Origin of the sequence: [Clostridium] symbiosum, assembly GCA_036419695.1 — a bacterium.
Classification (GTDB): domain Bacteria; phylum Bacillota; class Clostridia; order Lachnospirales; family Lachnospiraceae; genus Otoolea; species Otoolea symbiosa_A.
This window is the reverse complement of sequence record CP143946.1, coordinates 1,687,056-1,707,017: the sequence shown is the minus strand read 5'-3', so window position 1 is coordinate 1,707,017 and position 19,962 is coordinate 1,687,056. Positions and strand designations below refer to the sequence as shown.

Here is a 19,962-nt window from a genome sequence, read left to right as displayed (position 1 = left end):
CACCTGCGGAACATTCACTGTCCCGCAGATGTGCTGACGCACTATCTGCTGCCGCTCTAATGCGGCCCGGCATTGGTTTCAACCGCTGCCTGCTCTCTGTATCATATGCGGCAGGCATCGGGTTTGCTATGGTTTTTGTTAATTAACATTTCCGGCGAAAAATTCTCTGCGGCAATTTAGCGTTCCTGCGGCAGTTCGGACGCCAGCTCCTCATAACGGCTGAATTTAAGTCCCGCATATTTCCCAAGCACGGTTCTCAGACTGTCAATGGAAACCGGTTTTACCAGATGATCATTCATGCCAGCTTTTTTCGTCTTTATCACATCCTCCGAAAAGGCATCAGCGGTCAGCGCGATAATGGGCAGCTCGTCAATCCCCTCCAGCCCGGACTCCCGGATTCGCTCTGCAGCCTCATATCCGTTCATAACCGGCATCTGCACATCCATAAATACCATGTCGTAATAATAAGCCGGTTTTTCGAAAATCGCCTCCACCGCCTCCCGTCCATTATTCGCAAGCTCTACCTGCGTTCCGAGGAGGGTCAGCATCTCCCTTGCGATCTGCTGGTTCATCTCATTATCCTCCACCAGGAGAATCTTCATTCCATCCAGGTTATCGGAAATCCCGACTTCCGGCGCCTTGAGGCGGAGATCCCGGCTTCTGCTCTTTATCAGGTAAAAAGTCAGGGTAAAACGTGTTCCCTTTCCGTATTCGCTTTCAACCTTTATGTCACCACCCATCATTTTCACTGTATTCCAGACGATCGTCATTCCCAGTCCGGTGCCCGTTATCTTACTGATTCTGGAATCATCGGCCCGGCTGAATGGTTCGAAAATCCGTTCCAGATACTCTTTCTCCATGCCGATCCCGTTATCCTCAATGACGAGCCGGTACGTACCGGATGTTCCCTCCGACTCCAGTTCCCTGAGCGTAACTCTGATTTTCCCGCAGAACCCGGTGTATTTGGACGCATTGTCCAAAAGATTAATCAGAACCTGGCGCAGGCGCTGTTCATCTCCCCTCACCACCTTGTTGATTCCCTCCTGGATGTCTACCGTAAGCCTCTGCTCTTTCTTTTTCATTGAGGTCTGCACCATCAAAACCGCATCCCTCACCATATCAGTGAGATCAAAGTCTGCCTCGGCAAGCTCCACTTTTCCGCTTTCTATCTTATTCATGTCCAGGACTTCGTTAATCAGCCCCAACAGGTGGTTTCCCGAAATTTCAATCTTATTCAGATAATCTTCCAGCCTTTTTTTGTCATCCAGGTGTATTTTAGCCAGCGCAGTCATTCCGAGTATGGCATTCATCGGAGTCCTGATATCATGGCTCATCTTTGAAAGAAATTCACTTTTAGCCATGCTGGCTGCTTCGGCTTTCTCCAGCGCCTCGCTCATCAGCTCCCTGGAGCGGCGTTCCCTCTCCTGTTCGGCCTCCTGCTGCCGTTTCTCCTGCAGATATTCTTCATTGATATCCCTGAATACAAGAACGCACCAGCATTCATCCTCCGGAGCTTTAATTCTGGCGGAGGTGAATTCAACCATGTGCCATGTGCCGTCCGCCGTCTTTCTTCTGAGACGCCTGGATATCTGCTTTTTCCCTTCTCCAAACAGACGGAGCATCGCTTCCCTTGAAAAGTAGGCGCAAAATTCGGCAAAGTCGTCGGGATGCACGGTTATTGATGCGTATCTAAGGTTTTCGGCGCCAAATTCTCCGCGTTCCGGTATATCGGTCCACATCATGTCTTTCTGGCAGTTCACATAATAGTCGTCACTTAAGTTGGCGATAATACACTCATCAAAAACGGTAACCAGGCTCTCGGCATACAGTTGTTCAATCTTCTGATAATTATGTTTTTTCTCCATAGCCGAATTACCTCCTGCACAATTTTCCATTTTTTGAATATTACCTACATTATACCGGAAATTATAGAATATTTCCATTAAATAATCGCAATTTAATCGTGTTTTATCGCTTCCAGCGCCGGAATTCCCACTGCTTTCGACGCAGGGTAATAACCGGCTCCCACTCCGATGAAGACGGAGAACAAAACGGCAAACGCGGCCAGCCACCAGGGAATCACGGACAGGCCTCCGGCCGGACTCATCATATCGCCTCCCATATCTGAAAAAGCCGATGAAGATGCCCGGCCTGCCGCCAGGTTCATGATAATCGAAACCCCGTAGCTTAAAATAACGCCGGCCACCCCTCCCGCAAGGCCGATGCAGCCGGCCTCCAGAAGAAAAATTTTCCGGATATCCTTCACAAAACATCCCAAGGACTTCATCACCCCAATCTCTTTGGTCCGCTCGGAAATGGACATAATCATGGTGTTGGTGATGCCGAGGGCGGCGACAAACAGGGATACAGCGCCGATTCCGGCAAACATCATCTGCTTTTGTCTCGCCTCCCGCTCCATCGGTTTTCTGATGCTTTCCATGGAACTGGTCCGAAACCCCAGGGCCTTAATCTGTTTTTCCACCCCGGCCACATCTTTAATGTCTTTTACCTTGACCATGGCGCTTGAATAGCCCTTCTTTCTCTTCACCTTCTTTCCGCTCAGCCTGGCCTGCTGATCCAGCAGATCCTGCAAATCGCCCAGGCTCATGATAAGGCCCATGGAAGTTTCCATCCCTTTGCCATAGTCTTCCTTCATTATTCCGGCCGTCTCAAACTTTTTTGTTACCTTTTTATCGTCCTCGCCGCCGTCTGAAAACTCCGCGGTTATTTCCGCCTTCATCGGTTCAAAATAGGGTGCCGGTTTAACCGGCATTCCATTTGCGTCAAATTCGCCGCCGTACATGTCAATCGTGTTTCTTCCCTCCGGCCGCTTCGTATCCTCAAAATTGTAAGCAAAATCCTGGCCTGCAAAGATTTTTCCCGGTTTCCACTGTTCAAAACTCCCTTCGGTCAGCTTATATCCCATCGTTTCCGCCGCTTTAATATCAATGCCGACGATTTCGGCGTAGGTGGTGCGGTACCGGTTATTTTTGCCCGCATAGAGTGTTACCGTGACATTCTGGGCCGTGAGCTTGGGGGAAACGGCCTCCACCCCCTTTATCTGCTTCATCTTGCCGATTGCCTGGGTATTGATTCCGGAACCGTTTGCATTTTTTCCGGTCGGATAGACCGTGATGATGGTCAGATCTCCCATCTGGGCCAATGCGCTCTCCTGCGCCTGCTTCATCCCGATTCCGATTGATATCATAATGACGACGGAACAGCAGCCTATGATGACTCCCAGCACGGTCAGCATGGTCCTGGCCTTGTGGCGGCTCAGGTTCTGCAAGCAGACCGTAATCAGATCCTTTATTCTCATTGCTTTGACTCATCCTCCTCTTCTGCCTCTTCCCCCGGCTCATCACCAAAGAAGTCTTTTTCCCAGTCCTCGTCCGTATCTTTTTCCTCCTCTTCTTTTCCCGCCCTTTTCTTTCCGGCTTTCACTGCGGCTGCAATGATGATAAGCAGAGCCGTCCCCGCCGCTGCCAGAGGGATGATCGGCAGGCCTTTTCTTTCTTCCGGCTCCTCCGGGAAAGCGTCGGCCGTCTGTTCCTGCGCCTCGGCAACGGTGACATTTAATGGCACTTCTTCCGTTTTCACCTGCATCGCTTCATCCTCATAGGTCACGATGATCTTTCCCTCAAATGCTCCCTGGTTCTGCGGCGTCACCACAAAATCGATGGTTCCGCTCTTCCCCGCCTCAAAATTTCCGAGAGTCAGATCTTTTTCCAGGGCGTTTATGTCGCCCACCAGTTTTGCCTCCACGTTGAAGACCTGGCCCCTGCCCTTATTGACGTACGGAATGGAGATTGTGGCCTCCTCATTCTGACGGAAGTTTTCCGAGTAAACGGGTGTTTTCAGTTCAAAACGGTCGGGCTGATAGACCGGGATTGCGATCGTCTCCGTGGATGTCGCCTGTTTTCTCTCCTTGCCGTCCACATATTCGTACTTGAATGTGATGGTGATCTTAGGCGACTGGAGTTTTGACTGGAACAGCGCCTGCACTTTTACGGTCTGTTTACTCGTCTCTCCGGCTCCCAGCTTCGGTATGTACACGGTGTTGGAGGAAGAATTGATGGAAATTCCTTCCCCCGTCTCCAGGGATACGACCACATTCTCGGCAGCGGCCTGGCCGCTTGTGTTGGCCATCTCCATTTCCAGATCAAAGACCTGGCCCGCGTTGACTTTTTCACCGTACGAATAATTACGGATTATGATATTCGGGGTGGGGATATTCATTTTTCCGCCCTTTCCTTCCGTCGGTATCACGAGCTTTTCGGAAATGCTGCCCTGCGTGGCTCCCTTATCTGAATCATAATCAAACTTGAGGGTCAGCCCCAACAGCTGGGAGGCGGCTCCGTTTAACTCGCTTCCCGCCTGGAGGCGCACCGGAACCTCGATCGCCGCCCCCGCCTTCAACTCTCCAAGCTGTTTTGTATCGGTCTCATCCAGCAGGAAAATCTGGTCGTTCGGTTCCATCACTGCGGAGAGATTACGGATGTCCTTATCTTTGCTGGTGTTTTCAAGTCTTATCACCACATTGAACGCTTCCCCGGCTTTTATGGGTCCTGCCGCCCCAATGCGGCTGATCCCGATCACCGGCTGGCCGGATATCCCGCCGCGGACCGGTATCTGTACTTTCTGGGAGAGCGAACCGTTCGTCAGATTGCCCCCTGAGTAATAATTGTATTTCATCTCCACATCGAGCGACTGGGACGGGCCCGGAAGTTCCTGGCCTGCCGTCATCTTCACAGTGATTTTTTTCTTTTGTTTCGTCCCAATGTAATTAACTATCTGGGAGCTGGTATCATCTGTAATAAAAAGAGAATTTCCAGGCGTCACACTGACCACCATATCCTGGATGTCGGAATCTCCGCTGGTGTTTTCAAGCTCCAGTTCCAGTGAAAACGGTTCTCCCGGCCCGATGGAGGTCTGCGGGCTGATTCGCTTAACCCGGATGACCGGCTGCCCCGTCGTCTCGGAGTCGCCGGTGCCGCCCTCATATTCCTCGCACTCGCTGATCTCGGCTTCCACGGTCTCCGATGGAATGCCCGATTTTTTATAGTTCACCTTCAAACGGAGTGTATTTCCCTTTCCCGAATAGGTGGTTTTCGGAATGGTTACCGTGAACTCCAGCGGTTCGTCACGCTCCGAGGTTACTTTTACCTTCGCCGCTCCGGCATTTCTGAAACTGTCGGACAGCTTGGAGACGGAAACGCCGTTCTTTCCTACTTCCTCTGTCGTAAGTCCGTCCGCTATGACCGAGACAACCAGCTTGACCTGCTTTCCTTTTCTGATATTGCTCACCGAGGTCTTATTGCTCCCAGCTGTATATACTTCGTATCCGTCCACCGTCAAATTGCCGGATTCCTCACCGCCCTCGCTTCCCGAGGGCCCTTTCTCCCTGCCGCCCTGCGGCGTGTTTCCCACTGCCGTACCTCCTGCCGATGTACTTGCTGATGTACTTCCTGCGTCCACACCTCCTGCCGCTGCCTCTGCCGCCGCGGGAGCGGATAATTCCTCCGCCCTCACCGGGCCGCATGTCCCGAGCGCTATTATCAGGCTCAGAATCCATGTTGCCGTCCGTTTTGCCGCCAATTTACCCTTCATCTCTATCTTTTCCTTTCATCTCCGATTATATTTCCGTCTACCAGTGTCACAATCCGGTCTGCGTACCGCGACATGCCCGGATCGTGGGTGACCAGTATAATAGTCTGCTCGTATTTCCTGGCAAATCCCGTTATCATCTTCATAATGTCCGCCGTTGTCCTTGAATCCAGGTTTCCCGTCGGTTCATCGGCAAAAACAACCTGGGGCCTTGTCACAAAAGCCCTGGCGATTCCGGCCCTCTGCTGCTGTCCTCCCGACATCTGTCCGGGATAGTGATGCAGCCTGTGTGAAAGGCCGACCTTCCTCAAGAGTCCTTCCGCTATTTTTTCCCTCTTGTCTTTCTCCATCCCCCGAAACATCAGGGGCATGGCCGTGTTCTCAATAGCCGTCATGGAAGGTAGAAGGTTATAGGACTGAAAGATAAACCCGATATATTTCTGTCTGAAGGCCGCAAGTTCCTCCTCGCTCATTCTGGACACACATTGTCCCTGGATCAGTACCTCCCCTCTGGTCGGTTTTTCCATTCCCGCCAGCTGGTTCAGCAGCGTGCTCTTTCCCGAACCCGAGGTGCCGAAGATACAGCAGATTTCTCCTTTATAGATGGTCAGATTAATTCTGTTTAAGGCAACCACTTCCTCGTCACCCATTCTGTATACTTTTCTGACGTTTTTTACCTGTATTGCCGGTTCTCTTCTCTCCATTATTTTCCTCCCGTTGTTATAGCGGAATCTTACAGGATAAAAACTCAAAAAATATACCATATAAATCTGAAGAAATCTTAAGACGTTCCCGCAAAACGACGCAAAGCGCGCTTCATGGACTTTTCATTGCCGCTCAGCAAAAAGAGGAAGCGGCCGCCTGCTGATGCAGACTGCCTCTTCCTCTTTTCACTTTAATTACTCTCTTGCTACCTCAAACTTCTGCGCTCCGAACGCTCCAGGCGCTATTTCGTATTTGTCGAATACGATCACCGGATTGCCGCTCCGGCCAATATAAAACTTTGTCGTTTCATCGACCGTACTGAATCCGTCTATCCCATTGCTTCCATCCCAATATGCGAGATCCGGGTTTTGGGCCATGCGTTCTTTCATCTGTGTGTGAATGCTCTCATTGGCCCTGTTCACATAATCCGGGCCCAATAAATCCTTCAACGTAATCTTTTTCCCGTTCTTCAAATCCAGATTATAGTAATAGCGGATTCCGTATGCGGAGGTCCAGTTCTCATTCGCTGTCACCTCCAGGGAAAGGATATCCTCCGTCTCATATTTCACCTCATAACCCGCATCCACTTTAATTCCTTTTTCTGCAAATTCCGCTTCGGTGCCTCCCGTAGCCAGGAATGCCTCTTTATACTCTGCAATCCTCTTTTCGGCGCCGGCCTTATATTCTTCCATAATCTTTTCAATTTCACGGTTCACATCAGCGGCGAGGCGTTCGGAGGTCTCATTGCCCGATTCTTCCTGAATCTCTGGGATTTCCACATGAATCTCTTTCTCCCCGTCGGCCGTGTCATAATTTCTGAACGTCAGCACTTTGGAGACGGCGCCGATAATGGGAAGCTGCTTTGCCGTCGCGGCAAACGCCTCGCTCGTGTTCCAGCGCTTTCCGTACGGCCTGGTCAAGTTCTTCGAGAATTTCCATCGACTCATAAATTTTCTTCGTTCTTCCTATATCCTGTTCCAGTTTTCTCCGCCTCATCTGATTTTCTCCGGCAGCTCCTGTATCCGACGGTACATATCCCAGTCATACGGTTCCAGCTCCGGTTCACTCTCCTGCATCCTGTACACCTGTTCCAGTTCGAAGGCGACTTCCTTTCTCATATATCCGTAACATTCGTTGAGCAATACCCTGAAAAACCATGTCTTCATATCCTCCGGATTCCTGATGGCCATATAATTCTCCAGCGCTTTTACAATGGCATTCTGGAGAATATCCATTGCATCTTCTCGGTCTCCCGTCTGGCCGACGGCAAACCGGTAAAGCCGCTCCTGATTTTCCGTGATGTAGGTAACAAGCTCCCTGCGTACATCATCACACATGTTTATCACCTCTCTTAGTCTCTTTCTTTTCTGTCCTGTTATTTAGATGAACGATACTCTTCAAAAGTTTGAGAAACGAAAAAAAGTTTTCCTATGATTTTAAAAAATCAGAATTCCCGATCCGAGGTAACCGCTGATCAGAAATCCTGATTTCAATGTGAATTTTGTTATTCCCCGTCCTGCCCGCCACAGCAGACGACGGTCCTGTTTCTTCCGCTGCTTTTCTCCGAATACAACCTGGCATCGGCCAGCCGTATCAGCTCCTTCGCATCCTTTGCTTCCCCATTATACTAAATAACCTGGTCCCCTGCAAACGGTATCATCATGATTTGAAAATATTTCCTGTCTTATCAGTAAACCTGTGGACAGTAAAGGTGTACGGAATCTCCCGAGCGAATTAATACGTTTCCCGGAGGGATCTCAATGGACTGATAGAGAAACGGCTCCTCCGAGAAATTGGCCGCTACCTCCAAATCTTTGCCAAACTCGGTTCTTTGGACCTTTCCGTCTTCGGACAGATACTCGAAATCCGTCATCTCCTCACGCGCCGCCTTCCCGGCAAATTCCGACCAGACTTTGACATGGGCCGTGATAGTCTCTTTCTCCCTGTCCCAGGTTTCTCGGTCCAGATGATAGAGCGGCGGCACATGATAGAGAATTTCCCTCATCATCCTGGCCGTCTCCTCCCCCTCGATCTTTAAGGTGGACCAATCCCAATGGTAGGTTGTAATCACCGAATTGTTGTAGACGAGCCGGTACAGAGGGACGTCGAAGGAGATATCCGTGAAAATGTGGCTCCACTCCTCTTTTAATGGGATTTTCTTGCCAAAATGCTCCGGGACGCCTCCGGAAGCGCTGTAATATTTTCCAATGTAATACTTGCTCTCCTTATTTTTCTTCATATCCTGATCACGCCAGGAAAAGGAGGGGAGTTCGATTCCGTGGGCGAAGGCAATATGCTGCACCGCATAGTCGTTACCCCCCTCGGAACCAACCACCATGCCCAGCTCTTCCCCTATATAATCAAGACGTTCCATCCTGGCCGCCGTATCCTGTTCCATTGTCGTCCGGCGGGACGGCGTATAGTCGTCGTAGAGTTCTCCGGCCGCATCACAATCCACAAACCATGAGTTAAACGGGACTCCGGTGCCCAGAATCCATGAGGTTCTGTCCTTGACGGACGGCAGAGCCAACATAGGATTCAGCTTTCTTCCCACCTCATTAAATCCCGCCACTTTCTCACCGCCCCTGTTTTCGATCGCAGCCTCTTCGTAAAGCGTGTGGTCTTTAAATGCCGCCGTATTCCATTCTTCCTTTCCCGGCTCATGGATGGAATGATAGGAATCATACGGCCCGATCAGATATCCCGCATCCGCCGCTGCCTGAACCAGTTTTGGATTCCTCCAGGCATTTTCCCAGTTGTCAAGTCCAATCCAGGCCTTATCAATACCGCCTGCCTTCATTTCTTCTATTAGTCCGGCGCTGCCCTTTGTTCCCCAGTTTTCCGGTTCCGTTATGAATACTCCCGGCAGATTCGCATACAGGGCCGCCTTATTGAGTGCGATCCGTTCCGGTTCATTGAGTTCTTTTGCCCCGGGGAGCCCCTTGGCGTTTTTCACCGGCTCCGGCAGTCTTCCCCGGTCATAAAAGTCACGGCCTGCGACCGCCTCCGTGATTCCACGGCAGATTACATTCTGCTGGTACCGGCTCACATAGTCCTGGGAGCGGATTTCATTCAACACGTTTCCAAACTCACTGCCCGTTTCCTGACTTTTCACATATTCGGCCACATACGCCATTGCCGGTTCTCCGGCCGCACTGCGAAACGCCGTCCAGTTGATGTCTTCCGGCTCAACCGCCCTGCTGCACCAGAGATAAAAATGGGGCGCGCCGTACAGTTTCTGAACCTCCTGGTTCCGTCCGGCCTTTTGTTCCAGGGTGGTAAAACGTCCCGTCTCCTTCAGGTAATCTTTATAGACGCCTGCAATCCGGACCGGCTCATTGTCCGTCACATAGATTCTGAACCCTTTGGACTTGTTGGGAGCGATCTCCGGATAGCTGTGGCGCAGTTCCACTTCCAGCCCGTCCGGGTCTTCAAAATGCAGTTCCGTCCGGTAGGGATCTTCCATGATATAGACCAGCGCCTTATCCCCCTGGGAAACCGCAAAAAACGGCATGGACAGGCTCTCCATCACGGTAAAATCCATGTCCGTCAGATATTTGGCCCATCCCTCATCCTTTCCCGGCACTCTTTTCCCCTCTCCCATCGGAAGATAGAAATAATCCCCCCTTGCAGCCGGCCAGTTTACGGTATTATCCTTTCCTGAATCTGAGATAAATGTAACCGCCAGATGATCCGTTTCCGGTGTGACCGTTACTCTCATATTCTGCTGCGGATAGAACCATTCCGTCCCATCCTCACTCTCCTTCAACGCCTCCACCTCTTTTTGTTCTCCCGGCAGGGAAGCTTCCAGCTTTTCTTCCCCGTCAAACAAAGTCAGTGCAAAGGTCTCCGGCTCCACCTTAAAGCGCACCGGCCGGCCGCTTCCTGCTTCTGCCGCCTCTTCGGCGTTTTCTCTGCTTTCTCTGACTCCGTTTTCTTTTATATTGCTTCCCGTTGCTCCGTTTCCGGCACAGCCGGTTATGAGAAGGGCGGATGCCAGCACCGCACTCATTATGTTCTTCTGCAATTGATTGTCCTCCTTTTGCGTGGTGAGGAAAGTATAGCAGAGCGGTGTGACAGGGATGTGACAGCGGTATCACATCAAAAAAAGAATCCCGTCTGCGGGATTCTTTCACCTAAAATGTAATAACAAATTCAATTTTTCCTTTTTCCGTCCGGCAGGTACACTCATAACCGTACTTCTCCGCGATAGAACGGACCATCGAAAGTCCCAGTCCGGTTCCCGACATGTTTTTGTCTCTCGACTCCTCCCCCACATAAAAGGGTTCCCAGAGCTGCTCCGGATCGTCAAATTCCTGTTCTGTTTCATTGGACACGGAGAACATGAGGGAGCCGTTTTTTTCCAGCAGCCTTACCTCAACGAAAGTTCCCGAGGCGTATTTTACGGCATTGGTAAGCAGGTTTTCAATCATGCAGCCGATCGCTCCCCGGTCGCCCTTTATTATAGTACATCCCTCTTTAGAGGTTTTGACCGTCAACCCCCTGTTCCGGAGTTCGATGGCGAGTCCTTCCAGCTGTTCTTCCATAAGGCTCCCCACATCGACGGTCTCCGACTCCTTCCCGCCGGATTTGAGACGCGACAGGTACAGAAGTTTTTCTATGATGTCTTCCATTCTCTCATTCTGCCTGATAATCGTGTCCAGAAATGTTCCGTCGTCCATCCCGTCCCTGATTCCGGAGGAGTATGCTTTGATCAATGCAACCGGTGTTTTCAGGTCATGGGAGACGTTGTTCAGGAGACTTTCCATCTGGCGGTTCTTTTCCTCCAGCCCCCTCAGGTTCTCACGGATTGCGCCGCTCATCTGGTTCATGCTCTCCGCCACGGTTTCGAGTTCATCCCCGGTGTGTATTTCTATCTTTCCATAATTTTGTCCGGCTATCTCCTCCGCAAACTTCTCCATCCCGGCAAGGGGAATTGTGATCCTCCGTACGAGATAGGCACATAAAAGAATGATGATGATCAGGGCGCCGCCAAAGATAATCATTGTACAGACGTTAATCAAGGCTATCATTTCTTCCATATCGGGAATTATAATGGCAATTCCGGCCAGACGTCCTCCCAGCTCCACATACTCTACCGCCAGACTGTAATTCATCCGTTCCTGCCGGTATATCCGCATAAAGCGTCCTTCCCTCAGGGTTCTTACATAGTCCTGATCCCAGAGCCAGTATCTGGCAAGGCCAAGGCCCTTTTCAAGAAATGCGGATTTCAGTTCCTCGTTTACCTCATTGATATCGCCGGAGGTATCCGCAACCGCGATCACGGCGTCATACGTTTCTTCCAATGATGCAATGGTCTCCTCCGTCTCTTCCTTTCCGTCCAGCAGCTCGTCTGCAATCTGCTCCAGCAGTACTTTTTTCTGATGGATGTAATACCGGTTTGCGAACCGGCTGTTCACCGCCACCGAAATTCCGATTACGGCCAGCAGAATCAGGGAAATACTGAATAAAAACTTTTTGGCAAGCTTAGTCATGCGGCTCCTCCAGTGAGTATCCGAGGCCGACATGGGTCGTGATAAAGCCCTCCCCTATCTTGCTTCTGAGTCTCCTGATATGGGTATCGACGGTCCTGTCGTCTCCGTCGTAATCCATTCCCCAAACCTGTTCAAGCAGCTTTTCCCGGGATAATATGATTTTCCGGTTTGTCATCAGGTAACGGAGCAGTTCATATTCCTTCTTTGTCAGTTTCAGTATCTCACCGTCCAGCGACACCGTCATATTTTCCTGGTTCAGTGAGAGCTGTCCGCACCGGAGCACGCTTTCCAGGCCGCACAGTTTTTTAATCCTCAGCATCAGGATCCGCGGATCAAAGGGCTTGTGTATATATTCGTCGGCCCCTCCGCTGAGTCCCGCGATCTCATCCTCGGATCCGCTCTTTGCAGTCAGCATCAGCACCTTTACCGGTATTCCGTAGTTCCGCAGCTCCCGGCACACGTCAATGCCGCTCATCCTCGGCATCATCCAGTCCAGGACAGCCAGATCCATCCTGTGTTCCATCAGGTAACCGAGCGCCGCTTTTCCATCTGAAACCGCAGTCACATCATAGCCTTCCTTTTTCAGGTACATCGTAAGAATCTTCTGCATATCCGGATCGTCTTCCGCTATCAGTATCCTCATTTACCATAAGTCTCCTCACTCTCTCAATTTTCCGGCCTCCGCCGGGTACACCGACAGCATAGCAAAGCAATGTGACATCCGTGTTACAGCCTAAGAACGGCCTCCGCGTCCCACATATTCTTCAAACCCGGCGACAGGCATCGGCTTTGCAAAAATATATCCCTGTATCATATCGCAGCCCGCTCTGGTAAGAAATTCCACCATGTCTTCCGACTCGACTCCTTCGGCCACCACCGTCATTCCCAGGCCCTTGGCCAGGCCGATAACCGCCTTTACAACATCGGTACCCCTCGGCCCGTTCTCTCCGACGAAAAATCCCCGGTCCATTTTCAGGCTGTCCATCGGTACTTCTTTTAATACATTCAGCGAAGAATATCCGCTTCCGAAATCATCCATGGAACAGTGGAATCCCGCCCTGTGTATCTCTTCTATGGCGCCCTTGATACGTCCCAGGTCTTCAAACACCATGGCCTCCGTAAGCTCAATTTCGAGAAATTTTGCCGGTACGCCGTAACGTTCCCGGATTTCAATATAAGGTTTCAGAAAATCGGGATCTTCCAGGTGTCTTCTGGAAAGATTGACCGAGATGGGAATCAGTTCCCGTCCCTCGTCCGTCCACCTGCGCAGCAGCGCACATGTCTGTTCGAAGACATATTGATCGATTTTTATGATAAAGCCGTTCCTCTCAAACAGAGGGATGAACTCTCCGGGCGGCACGATTCCCCTTCCGGGAACGTTCCAGCGCACAAGCGCCTCGGCTCCGGCCGTCTTTCTTGTCGTCAGGCTGACTTTGGGCTGGAAATAAACCTGGAACTCCCCGTTTTTCATGGCGATCTCCATCGTATTTTCCATCTCTATCTCCTGATGCAGCCTCTGACGCTCCATATCCGTATAGAACATGCAGTTCAGAAGATGATCGCCCGCCTCCCTGCTTCCCTTCCGCGCCACATTGGCCCGGTCGCGTATCGTTATGACGTCCTCGGAACGGTTGGTAACCAGGTAAACTCCGCAGTTGATCTGAAGATAATATGGAATCAGCTGTCCTTCATTAAACGCATTGATTTCATCCACGATATGTTTCATCCGTTTGCGTATCTCTTCCTGCTCCGTCTCCCTGATGACGAGGTTAAAGATATCCGACTCAATACGCGATACACACTCACCCGTTTTAAGCTGGGAGGAGAGCACGTCGTGGACATGCTTCAGCACCCTGTTTCCGTCATCTTTACCGTAGGAATCATTAATCAGTTTAAACCGCCGGATGTCCAGTGTGATAAATGCAAACGCCTGACCGCCCCTCTTAATCCGGTTCACTTCTTTTTCAAAACGCAGGGCCGTGAAACCTCCCGTAACAGGATCTACCTGGGTGATTTCCGACACCTCGCGCCGCTTTGTCCAGAGTATGTAAAGAATCAGCGCCAGAAAAAGGGAAACGATGCAGATACTGTTACCGAGGGCAAAGTATTTGAGCTGGTTGATGCGGCTCATATAGACGTTCGGAGACACGAGCGATAAGAGGTACCAGTCTCCCTCGGCCAACGGCACATAATGCATCATTCGTTTTTCCCCGGAAACAGTAAATTCAAACGCTCCGCTCTTCTTCCCCAGCATGTCCGCCCTGACGCGGCTCAGCTCTTCCCTGTTATATTCCGCGTTCATGGATTCCAGTGTTTCAAAGTAATTTTTTCCGTCTACCACCACATTGGCGTTGCTGGAATGCAGGATAAAATCACCGGTCATTGTGACAATGTGTGAGTATCCATATCCCTTAAACGTATCCGTATCCAGAAGAAGCACCATTGTCTCCGTAGGAACCCAGCCCGCCACGGCGCCCACCAGTTCTTCTTCCATGTAAAACGGAACGGCATACAAAGCGCCCTGTCTCTCGTCGTAAACCGAAGTAAGCTCCGAGCTGACACCGGATTTTCCGTTCAGAGCATTCCTGATTACGGCAAAACTACTGACATTCCTTATGTCCTCTATATAGTTGTCATAAAGCGTCCCTTCCATATCCACGTATCCAATCCAGTCAAATGGACTCTTTTCCGTCAGTAGATGGAAGTATTCGCCGTTCTCCTCCGGATCCTTGTCAAATGCCGTCAGGGTGATGCTGACATTCTGGAGAATATCGAGTTCATTCCGGATCCCCGAGTCCACCTTGTTCGTGGTCTGCTGCGATAATTCCGACAGATAACGTCTCGCTTCCGCCGATATGACCCGGTTACTCTGTGATACTAAAAGCATACATAAAAGTCCCACTGCAACCGTTGCCGCCAGCAAAGCGGCATACAGCCGGTACATTCTGTTTTTGATTTTCCTGTCACGCTCTTTCATTCCCAATTCCCGTCTTCTATCTGTATTTTTTAAGCTTCACCGTACACTCAAGTTTTTCGGCGCTCTGTTAATCATTATATCATCATATTTTGGGCAATTCAACGGATGTTACCGGCAACCTGCAAGAAACACAAGAACAAAAAATAGACCAACTCCTATGTTATTGAAGTAAAAGGGAATTAATAGGACAGAAGATGCCCTTAAAGAGAGAAAAATAATATAATGGCTTTTCACCCAGTCAGTTTATAGACGCGATTATAAAAGATTAAATGGTAAAAGATATAATTAGAGAAGGATGAGTATTTATGCGGATGTCATGCAAATCGGACTATTAATTTGTGCAATGCTCATGGATATTGGTAAAATAGCGTTAGGTGAATCTGAATTTACAGTTTTCGTTACTGCTCTGTTGTGAAACCGATAGAGCGTTCGGTTCTTATCCGAAAGCTCAAGGTTTCCAATCTCTTTATGCCCATTGCGTCAAACCGCGGAATAGTCTGGTTTTGCATGCTCCTTATGTAATAGGCACATGGAATACTTAAATGCCTATTACATTAAGGAGCATATATTACACTACATCCCGGGTTCACCGGAATTTAAACTGCTTACCTATAATCGTAAAAGCCATGGCCAGTCTTTTTACCGTATCGGCCTTCCCTGTACAGTTTTTCGATCATGTCATATCCTTCAGACCTGACGCTGTTTTCTTCCAGTCGACGCTTCAGAACATGATATCGGACATCGATTCCACTGAGGTCGTCCAATTCAAACGGGCCCATCGGGTGACCCAGCCCAAGTTTTACAGCCGTATCCAGATCTTCCGTGGAGCAGACACCAGAATTAACCAGACGATATGCTTCTTCCTTGATTACCTTCAGAATATTATTGACGATAAAGCCATCCTCCTCTTTTTGTACCAGAACCGGTGTCTTATCTACCGCACGGCAGAAGTCCATAGCCTTTTCTACTGTAGCATCTGAAACATGCTCCCCCCTTACGACCTCGACCAATTTCATCACGAGTACCGGGGCAAAAAAATGTAAATTGGTCAGCCGTTCCGGATTTCTGACAACGTCCTTGAATAACGAAGAGACCATGTAGCTTGAATTGGTCCCAATTATCGCATCCGTTGGAGCTAACTTGCTTATCTGCTGCAATACCGTTGTCTTTGCCTCACGATCCTCAATGATAGATTCAATGATAATGTCGGCATTTTTTACTGCGGTCTTTAGATCATCCGTCACCAAAAATCGTGATTTGATGATGTCAACCTGTTCGGGTGTCATTCTGCCCTTGGTAATCCGTCCCGCCAGATACTCTTCTTCCCACTTCAGAAGATTTTTCCGCACAGCCGGCACGCTCTCACAGATCGTGGTCATATAGCCATGAATGGCTGCGTTTAAACCAATCTGCCGGCCCATAGTGCCGCCGCCGACAACGGCGCATTTTTTATTCTCGCTCATAAGATCTTTCTTTATCCTCCCTGACAAAAAGGCAGCTGCTGAATGAGATGCCCAACTACGCCGGAACTTCATTATTCATTTTAACCCAGTACACCTCTCACCGAAAATTCTCCGATCTGTTCCGAAGTATAGCCTAGCTCCTGCAGAATTACCTCGTTGCTGGCGCCGTACATAACCGGTTCACCCACAGGAAATGCGCCGCCTTCACCGAAACGCACCGGACAGGAAGGGAGGATGCGTTCCGCCCCATTGGTGCAATGATATCTCTGCAGATAGTCATTGGCCCAAGCCTGCTCGTCTGCCAGAACATCACGGAAATGATTCAGCCTGCCGCAGACAATATCCAGTTTGGCGAAAAGGTTTATCCATTCCGTGGACGTTTTTTTCAGGAATTTCTCCTCAAAGAGCGGCACGACGTCCGCCGCCTTTTCCATGCTGCGGTCCAGAGACGTAACTCCCATATTTTCCATTTCCTTATGCACGTCCAGCGCGTCAAAGAATTTATAAGCATAGCGTTCAAATTCAAATATGGTGCAGCGGATCCATTCACCGTCCGCACAGCGATAGACCAGATTCATTGGTATTCCCATGTTGCGAATCTCCGGGAAACGGTGTTCATATGGTTTCTCAGCCATAACGATACCGCCGCCGAATGCCCATATCCCGGCATTGAACAGGGATGTAGTGACAAATTCCCCCTGGCCAGTCCTTTCTCTTTTGTATAAAGCCGCCATGACCGCTCCGAATAGTGTGGTTCCCGCAATGGTATCGCCCATCCCATATCGGCTGTTGACAGGATAACTTTCTGGCTCGCCGATCGTCATGTCTGCGCTGAAACCCGAGCGGGACCAGAACGCAATGTTGTCAAAGCCGGGGGCATTGCAGTCCGGCCCATTATAGCCATATCCGGTCAACGTCGCATAAATCAAACGGGGGTAGCACTCCTTTATAGAATCGTAATCCACTCCGAGCTTCATCAGTGAATTCTGACGGGTATTTGTTATCAAAATGTCGGCTTCCTTTAGCAGTTCGAAAAAGATTTCCTTGCCTTCCTCTGTTTTGAGATTCAAACTGAGCGATTCTTTGCCAATATTGAAAAGATCGAATAAAGGATTTTCATCCCAGTCTGTCTGTGTATTGCTGGCCGAAGTTTTCCGCCAGGCATCGCCGCCTCTTCCTTCTATCTTAATGACCCTGGCCCCCATATCTGCCAGCATCCTGCCGACAACCGGTCCAGCGACATAGTTTGCCAATTCTATGACTGTAATTCCTTCCATTGGTTTGTTCATTGCACTCTGACCTCTCACAATATGATTCGCATTTCCTATATAATTCTTACTACAGCGGCAATTGCCTGGCCACCGGTGGCTCCGCAGATTACCAGTCCCCACTTCCTGCCGGCTTCTCTCATGCTGCAAATAAGCCGCTCCAAAAGAATTACGCCAGCCGCCCCCCATGGATTGCCAGTTGCCAATGCACCTCCATGAACATTCAATTTCTTTTTCATATCCGCCTTTGAAATTCCGAGACTTTGTGCCGTCGCAAGAACCTGTGCTGCCGTTATTTCATTCACCTCAATAAAATCTACATCTTCTATCGATTTCCCAGCTTTATTAAGTGCATTTTTCGCCGCAGCGGTTCCCAGGAGACCTTCCCCTGACGGATCGCCGGCAGAAGTCCCGATTGACACAATTTCCGCAATCGGCTTCAGGTTATTCTCATCCAACGCAGCTTTGCTCATCAGCAAACATGCTGCAGCAGCGTCTGCAGGCAGGGCTTTCATCTCTGTTCTGTCACGAATTTCATCCTGCGTTATATCCAATACCGTTTTCTTAAGCTTTACCTTTATTGGAGTAACGCGCTCTTTCAGGGACGACTCCGCTGCTTTTCTTTGGCTCAACTGAACAAATTCCTTTTGTTCCTCTTCGGTGATTGCATATTTTTCACTTATTGTTTTATTAATCGCGTCAAGGGTGACAGTTCCATACTTTTCCCTTGGCAGACCGCCGGTAATCATTGCCTCAATTGGATGCATTACAATTTTATCCGGGGTGAATTCATACCGTGCGTTCAAAATTTCATAAGGGATCTGGGACATGCTTTCCGTTCCGCCGGCAAGAATGATACTTGCATTTCCCGACTTTATTTTCGCGTACCCATTCATGATAGCCTGCATTCCAGAAGCGTCCTGCCTCTGTACTGTATAAGCCGGCGTTTTTTCCGGAAGATCCGCAGCCAGAGTGACATACCTGCCCAGATTGGAGTGCGTACTGGTCTGTTTGGCATTGCCAACGATTACCTCGCTGATTTCATCTGAAGAAAGCCCTGTTTCTGACAATACAGCGCGTATCGCTTCGACAGCGAGCGCTTCCGCAGTGAATGTTTTTAAGTTTCCATCAAGTTTACCGATTGGTGTACGGGCAAATCCACCCACAAATACATTTTCCATGGTTTTCTCCTAACATTTTTCGATAATCGCTGCGACACCGACACCGCCGGCACAGCACATGGTTATCATTCCATATCTTGCTGTCTCTCTTCGCTGCATTTCATACATACACTTGACAGTCAATGCCGCTCCTGTATTGCCCAGAGCATGGCCATGGGCAATGGCCCCTCCGTTGGGATTGATTTTTGAAAGCAGCGCTTCTTCAGAAATACCAAGTTTTTCCCATTCCTTTATAACGGCAATCGATTGTGCGGCAAAAGCTTCATTTAATTCGATAATGTCAAGATCATGCAGTGTGAGTCCGGCGCGCTTCATCGCAAGTATGGAGGATTCTACGGGTCCAAGTCCCATAATTGTCGGATCACACCCGCTGCTTCCCACCGATATTATCTTTGCCATTGGTTTATAGCCAAATTCTTTCACTTTATCTTCAGACATAACCAGCACAGCGGAGGCTCCGTCATTACGTCCGGAAGAATTTCCCGCTGTCACAGTACCTTCTTTCTTAAACGCTGGCTTTAATGCCGCCAGTTTTTCCATGGAGGAAAGGAAAGGGTGTTCATCTGTACTAAAGAGTGTCTTATGCCCATTATCAATCACAGGAACAGGCACAATCTGTTCCTTAAACCGCCCTTCCTCCATAGCATGATGCATTTTAAGCTGACTGTTCATAGCAAAAACGTCCTGCTGTTCACGTGTGATGTGATATAATTCAGCAAGTTTTTCTGCCGTCATCCCCATTGGCCAGACACCATATTTTTCAATAGGAACAGCTCCCGGCCCGCCGGCGATAAGCGAATCTTCAATTGAAAAATCACCGTTTTTCAGACCTTCCTTTGCGTTCCTCATATAATAGACCGATTGGCTCATGTTTTCGACACCGCCTGCAACAATCGTATCCGCTTCACCGGTTTCAATCATCTCAAATGCATCAATAATTGCCTGTAATCCTGAGCCGCATTGCCTGTTTACTGTATAAGCAGGAACCTTCTCCGGAATCCCGGCCAGCAATGCTGCCGCTCTGGCAACATTGGCTGAATCGGATTTTTGTTTCACCTCGCCGAAAATGACCTGGTCGATTTCTTGAAAATCCAGTTTAGCTCTCTCTTCAAGAAGATTTTTAATGACAATCATGGCAAGGTCAGTATCGCTTACGTCTTTAAGGGATCTGCCTATTTTACCAATCGCGGTCCTCACTCCGTGAGTGATATATACAGCATTTTTTCTGGTCATTTTGTTTCTCCTATCTATTTATTTAGCCCGCTT

Annotated in this window: 14 protein-coding genes and 1 riboswitch; all 14 genes read right to left on the bottom strand. The window is 49.5% G+C overall.

The window, feature by feature from the left end:
- Positions 1-15 precede the first annotated feature (15 nt).
- Positions 16-107, bottom strand: a riboswitch (NiCo riboswitch).
- A gap of 69 nt (positions 108-176) precedes the next feature.
- Positions 177-1,865, bottom strand: coding sequence for an ATP-binding protein (locus tag V3C10_07950; GenBank protein ID WVP63726.1), 1,689 nt, complete (start codon positions 1,863-1,865; stop codon positions 177-179).
- Positions 1,866-1,957: 92 nt separating this feature from the next.
- A complete protein-coding gene (locus V3C10_07945) occupies positions 1,958-3,319 on the bottom strand; it encodes an ABC transporter permease (protein WVP63725.1) in 1,362 nt (453 codons plus the stop codon).
- A complete protein-coding gene (locus tag V3C10_07940; GenBank protein ID WVP63724.1) occupies positions 3,316-5,610 on the bottom strand; it encodes a hypothetical protein in 2,295 nt (764 codons plus the stop codon). The genes V3C10_07945 and V3C10_07940 overlap by 4 nt, the downstream gene beginning before the upstream one ends.
- 2 nt (positions 5,611-5,612) lie before the next feature.
- The gene (locus tag V3C10_07935) at positions 5,613-6,311 is read right to left on the bottom strand and encodes an ABC transporter ATP-binding protein (GenBank protein ID WVP63723.1); all 699 of its coding nucleotides are present in this window, start codon (positions 6,309-6,311) and stop codon (positions 5,613-5,615) included.
- Positions 6,312-6,506: 195 nt separating this feature from the next.
- Entirely contained in the window at positions 6,507-7,259 is a 753-nt protein-coding gene (locus V3C10_07930) for an RsiV family protein (GenBank protein ID WVP63722.1), read from the bottom strand.
- A 45-nt stretch (positions 7,260-7,304) separates the two neighbouring features.
- A complete protein-coding gene (locus V3C10_07925; protein WVP63721.1) occupies positions 7,305-7,649 on the bottom strand; it encodes a sigma factor in 345 nt (114 codons plus the stop codon).
- Positions 7,650-7,999: 350 nt separating this feature from the next.
- Positions 8,000-10,339, bottom strand: a complete 2,340-nt coding sequence (locus tag V3C10_07920) for a glycoside hydrolase (GenBank protein WVP63720.1) — start codon at positions 10,337-10,339, stop codon at positions 8,000-8,002.
- A 109-nt stretch (positions 10,340-10,448) separates the two neighbouring features.
- Positions 10,449-11,807 (bottom strand): HAMP domain-containing sensor histidine kinase, encoded by a 1,359-nt coding sequence (locus tag V3C10_07915; GenBank protein ID WVP63719.1) that lies wholly within the window; start codon positions 11,805-11,807, stop codon positions 10,449-10,451.
- Positions 11,800-12,450 carry a response regulator transcription factor gene (locus V3C10_07910; GenBank protein ID WVP63718.1) on the bottom strand — a complete coding sequence of 217 codons (651 nt, stop codon included), beginning with the start codon at positions 12,448-12,450 and terminating at the stop codon, positions 11,800-11,802. Before V3C10_07910 ends, V3C10_07915 begins: the two co-directional genes overlap by 8 nt.
- Before the next feature lie 90 nt (positions 12,451-12,540).
- A complete protein-coding gene (locus tag V3C10_07905; GenBank protein WVP63717.1) occupies positions 12,541-14,784 on the bottom strand; it encodes an EAL domain-containing protein in 2,244 nt (747 codons plus the stop codon).
- Positions 14,785-15,389: 605 nt separating this feature from the next.
- On the bottom strand, positions 15,390-16,247 hold the full coding sequence (locus V3C10_07900) for a 3-hydroxyacyl-CoA dehydrogenase family protein (protein WVP63716.1): 858 nt from the start codon (positions 16,245-16,247) through the stop codon (positions 15,390-15,392).
- Between the two features lie 80 nt (positions 16,248-16,327).
- On the bottom strand, positions 16,328-17,536 hold the full coding sequence (locus V3C10_07895) for a CaiB/BaiF CoA-transferase family protein (protein ID WVP63715.1): 1,209 nt from the start codon (positions 17,534-17,536) through the stop codon (positions 16,328-16,330).
- Between the two features lie 35 nt (positions 17,537-17,571).
- Positions 17,572-18,696: a thiolase family protein gene (locus V3C10_07890; GenBank protein WVP63714.1), complete on the bottom strand. Its 1,125-nt coding sequence runs from the start codon at positions 18,694-18,696 to the stop codon at positions 17,572-17,574.
- A gap of 9 nt (positions 18,697-18,705) precedes the next feature.
- Positions 18,706-19,929 (bottom strand): thiolase family protein, encoded by a 1,224-nt coding sequence (locus V3C10_07885; GenBank protein WVP63713.1) that lies wholly within the window; start codon positions 19,927-19,929, stop codon positions 18,706-18,708.
- Positions 19,930-19,962: the final 33 nt, after the last annotated feature.

Bases quoted from the DNA above. Each gene is read 5' to 3' on its own strand.
- V3C10_07905 (WVP63717.1), bottom strand. From the start codon at position 14,784: ATGAAAGAGCGTGACAGGAAAATCAAAAACAGAATGTACCGGCTGTAT.
- V3C10_07895 (WVP63715.1), bottom strand. From the start codon at position 17,536: ATGAACAAACCAATGGAAGGAATTACAGTCATAGAATTGGCAAACTAT.
- V3C10_07910 (WVP63718.1), bottom strand. From the start codon at position 12,450: ATGAGGATACTGATAGCGGAAGACGATCCGGATATGCAGAAGATTCTT.
- V3C10_07935 (WVP63723.1), bottom strand. From the start codon at position 6,311: ATGGAGAGAAGAGAACCGGCAATACAGGTAAAAAACGTCAGAAAAGTA.
- V3C10_07890 (WVP63714.1), bottom strand. From the start codon at position 18,696: ATGGAAAATGTATTTGTGGGTGGATTTGCCCGTACACCAATCGGTAAA.
- V3C10_07885 (WVP63713.1), bottom strand. From the start codon at position 19,929: ATGACCAGAAAAAATGCTGTATATATCACTCACGGAGTGAGGACCGCG.
- V3C10_07930 (WVP63722.1), bottom strand. From the start codon at position 7,259: ATGAGTCGATGGAAATTCTCGAAGAACTTGACCAGGCCGTACGGAAAG.
- V3C10_07900 (WVP63716.1), bottom strand. From the start codon at position 16,247: ATGAGCGAGAATAAAAAATGCGCCGTTGTCGGCGGCGGCACTATGGGC.
- V3C10_07945 (WVP63725.1), bottom strand. From the start codon at position 3,319: ATGAGAATAAAGGATCTGATTACGGTCTGCTTGCAGAACCTGAGCCGC.
- V3C10_07915 (WVP63719.1), bottom strand. From the start codon at position 11,807: ATGACTAAGCTTGCCAAAAAGTTTTTATTCAGTATTTCCCTGATTCTG.
- V3C10_07940 (WVP63724.1), bottom strand. From the start codon at position 5,610: ATGAAGGGTAAATTGGCGGCAAAACGGACGGCAACATGGATTCTGAGC.
- V3C10_07950 (WVP63726.1), bottom strand. From the start codon at position 1,865: ATGGAGAAAAAACATAATTATCAGAAGATTGAACAACTGTATGCCGAG.
- V3C10_07925 (WVP63721.1), bottom strand. From the start codon at position 7,649: ATGTGTGATGATGTACGCAGGGAGCTTGTTACCTACATCACGGAAAAT.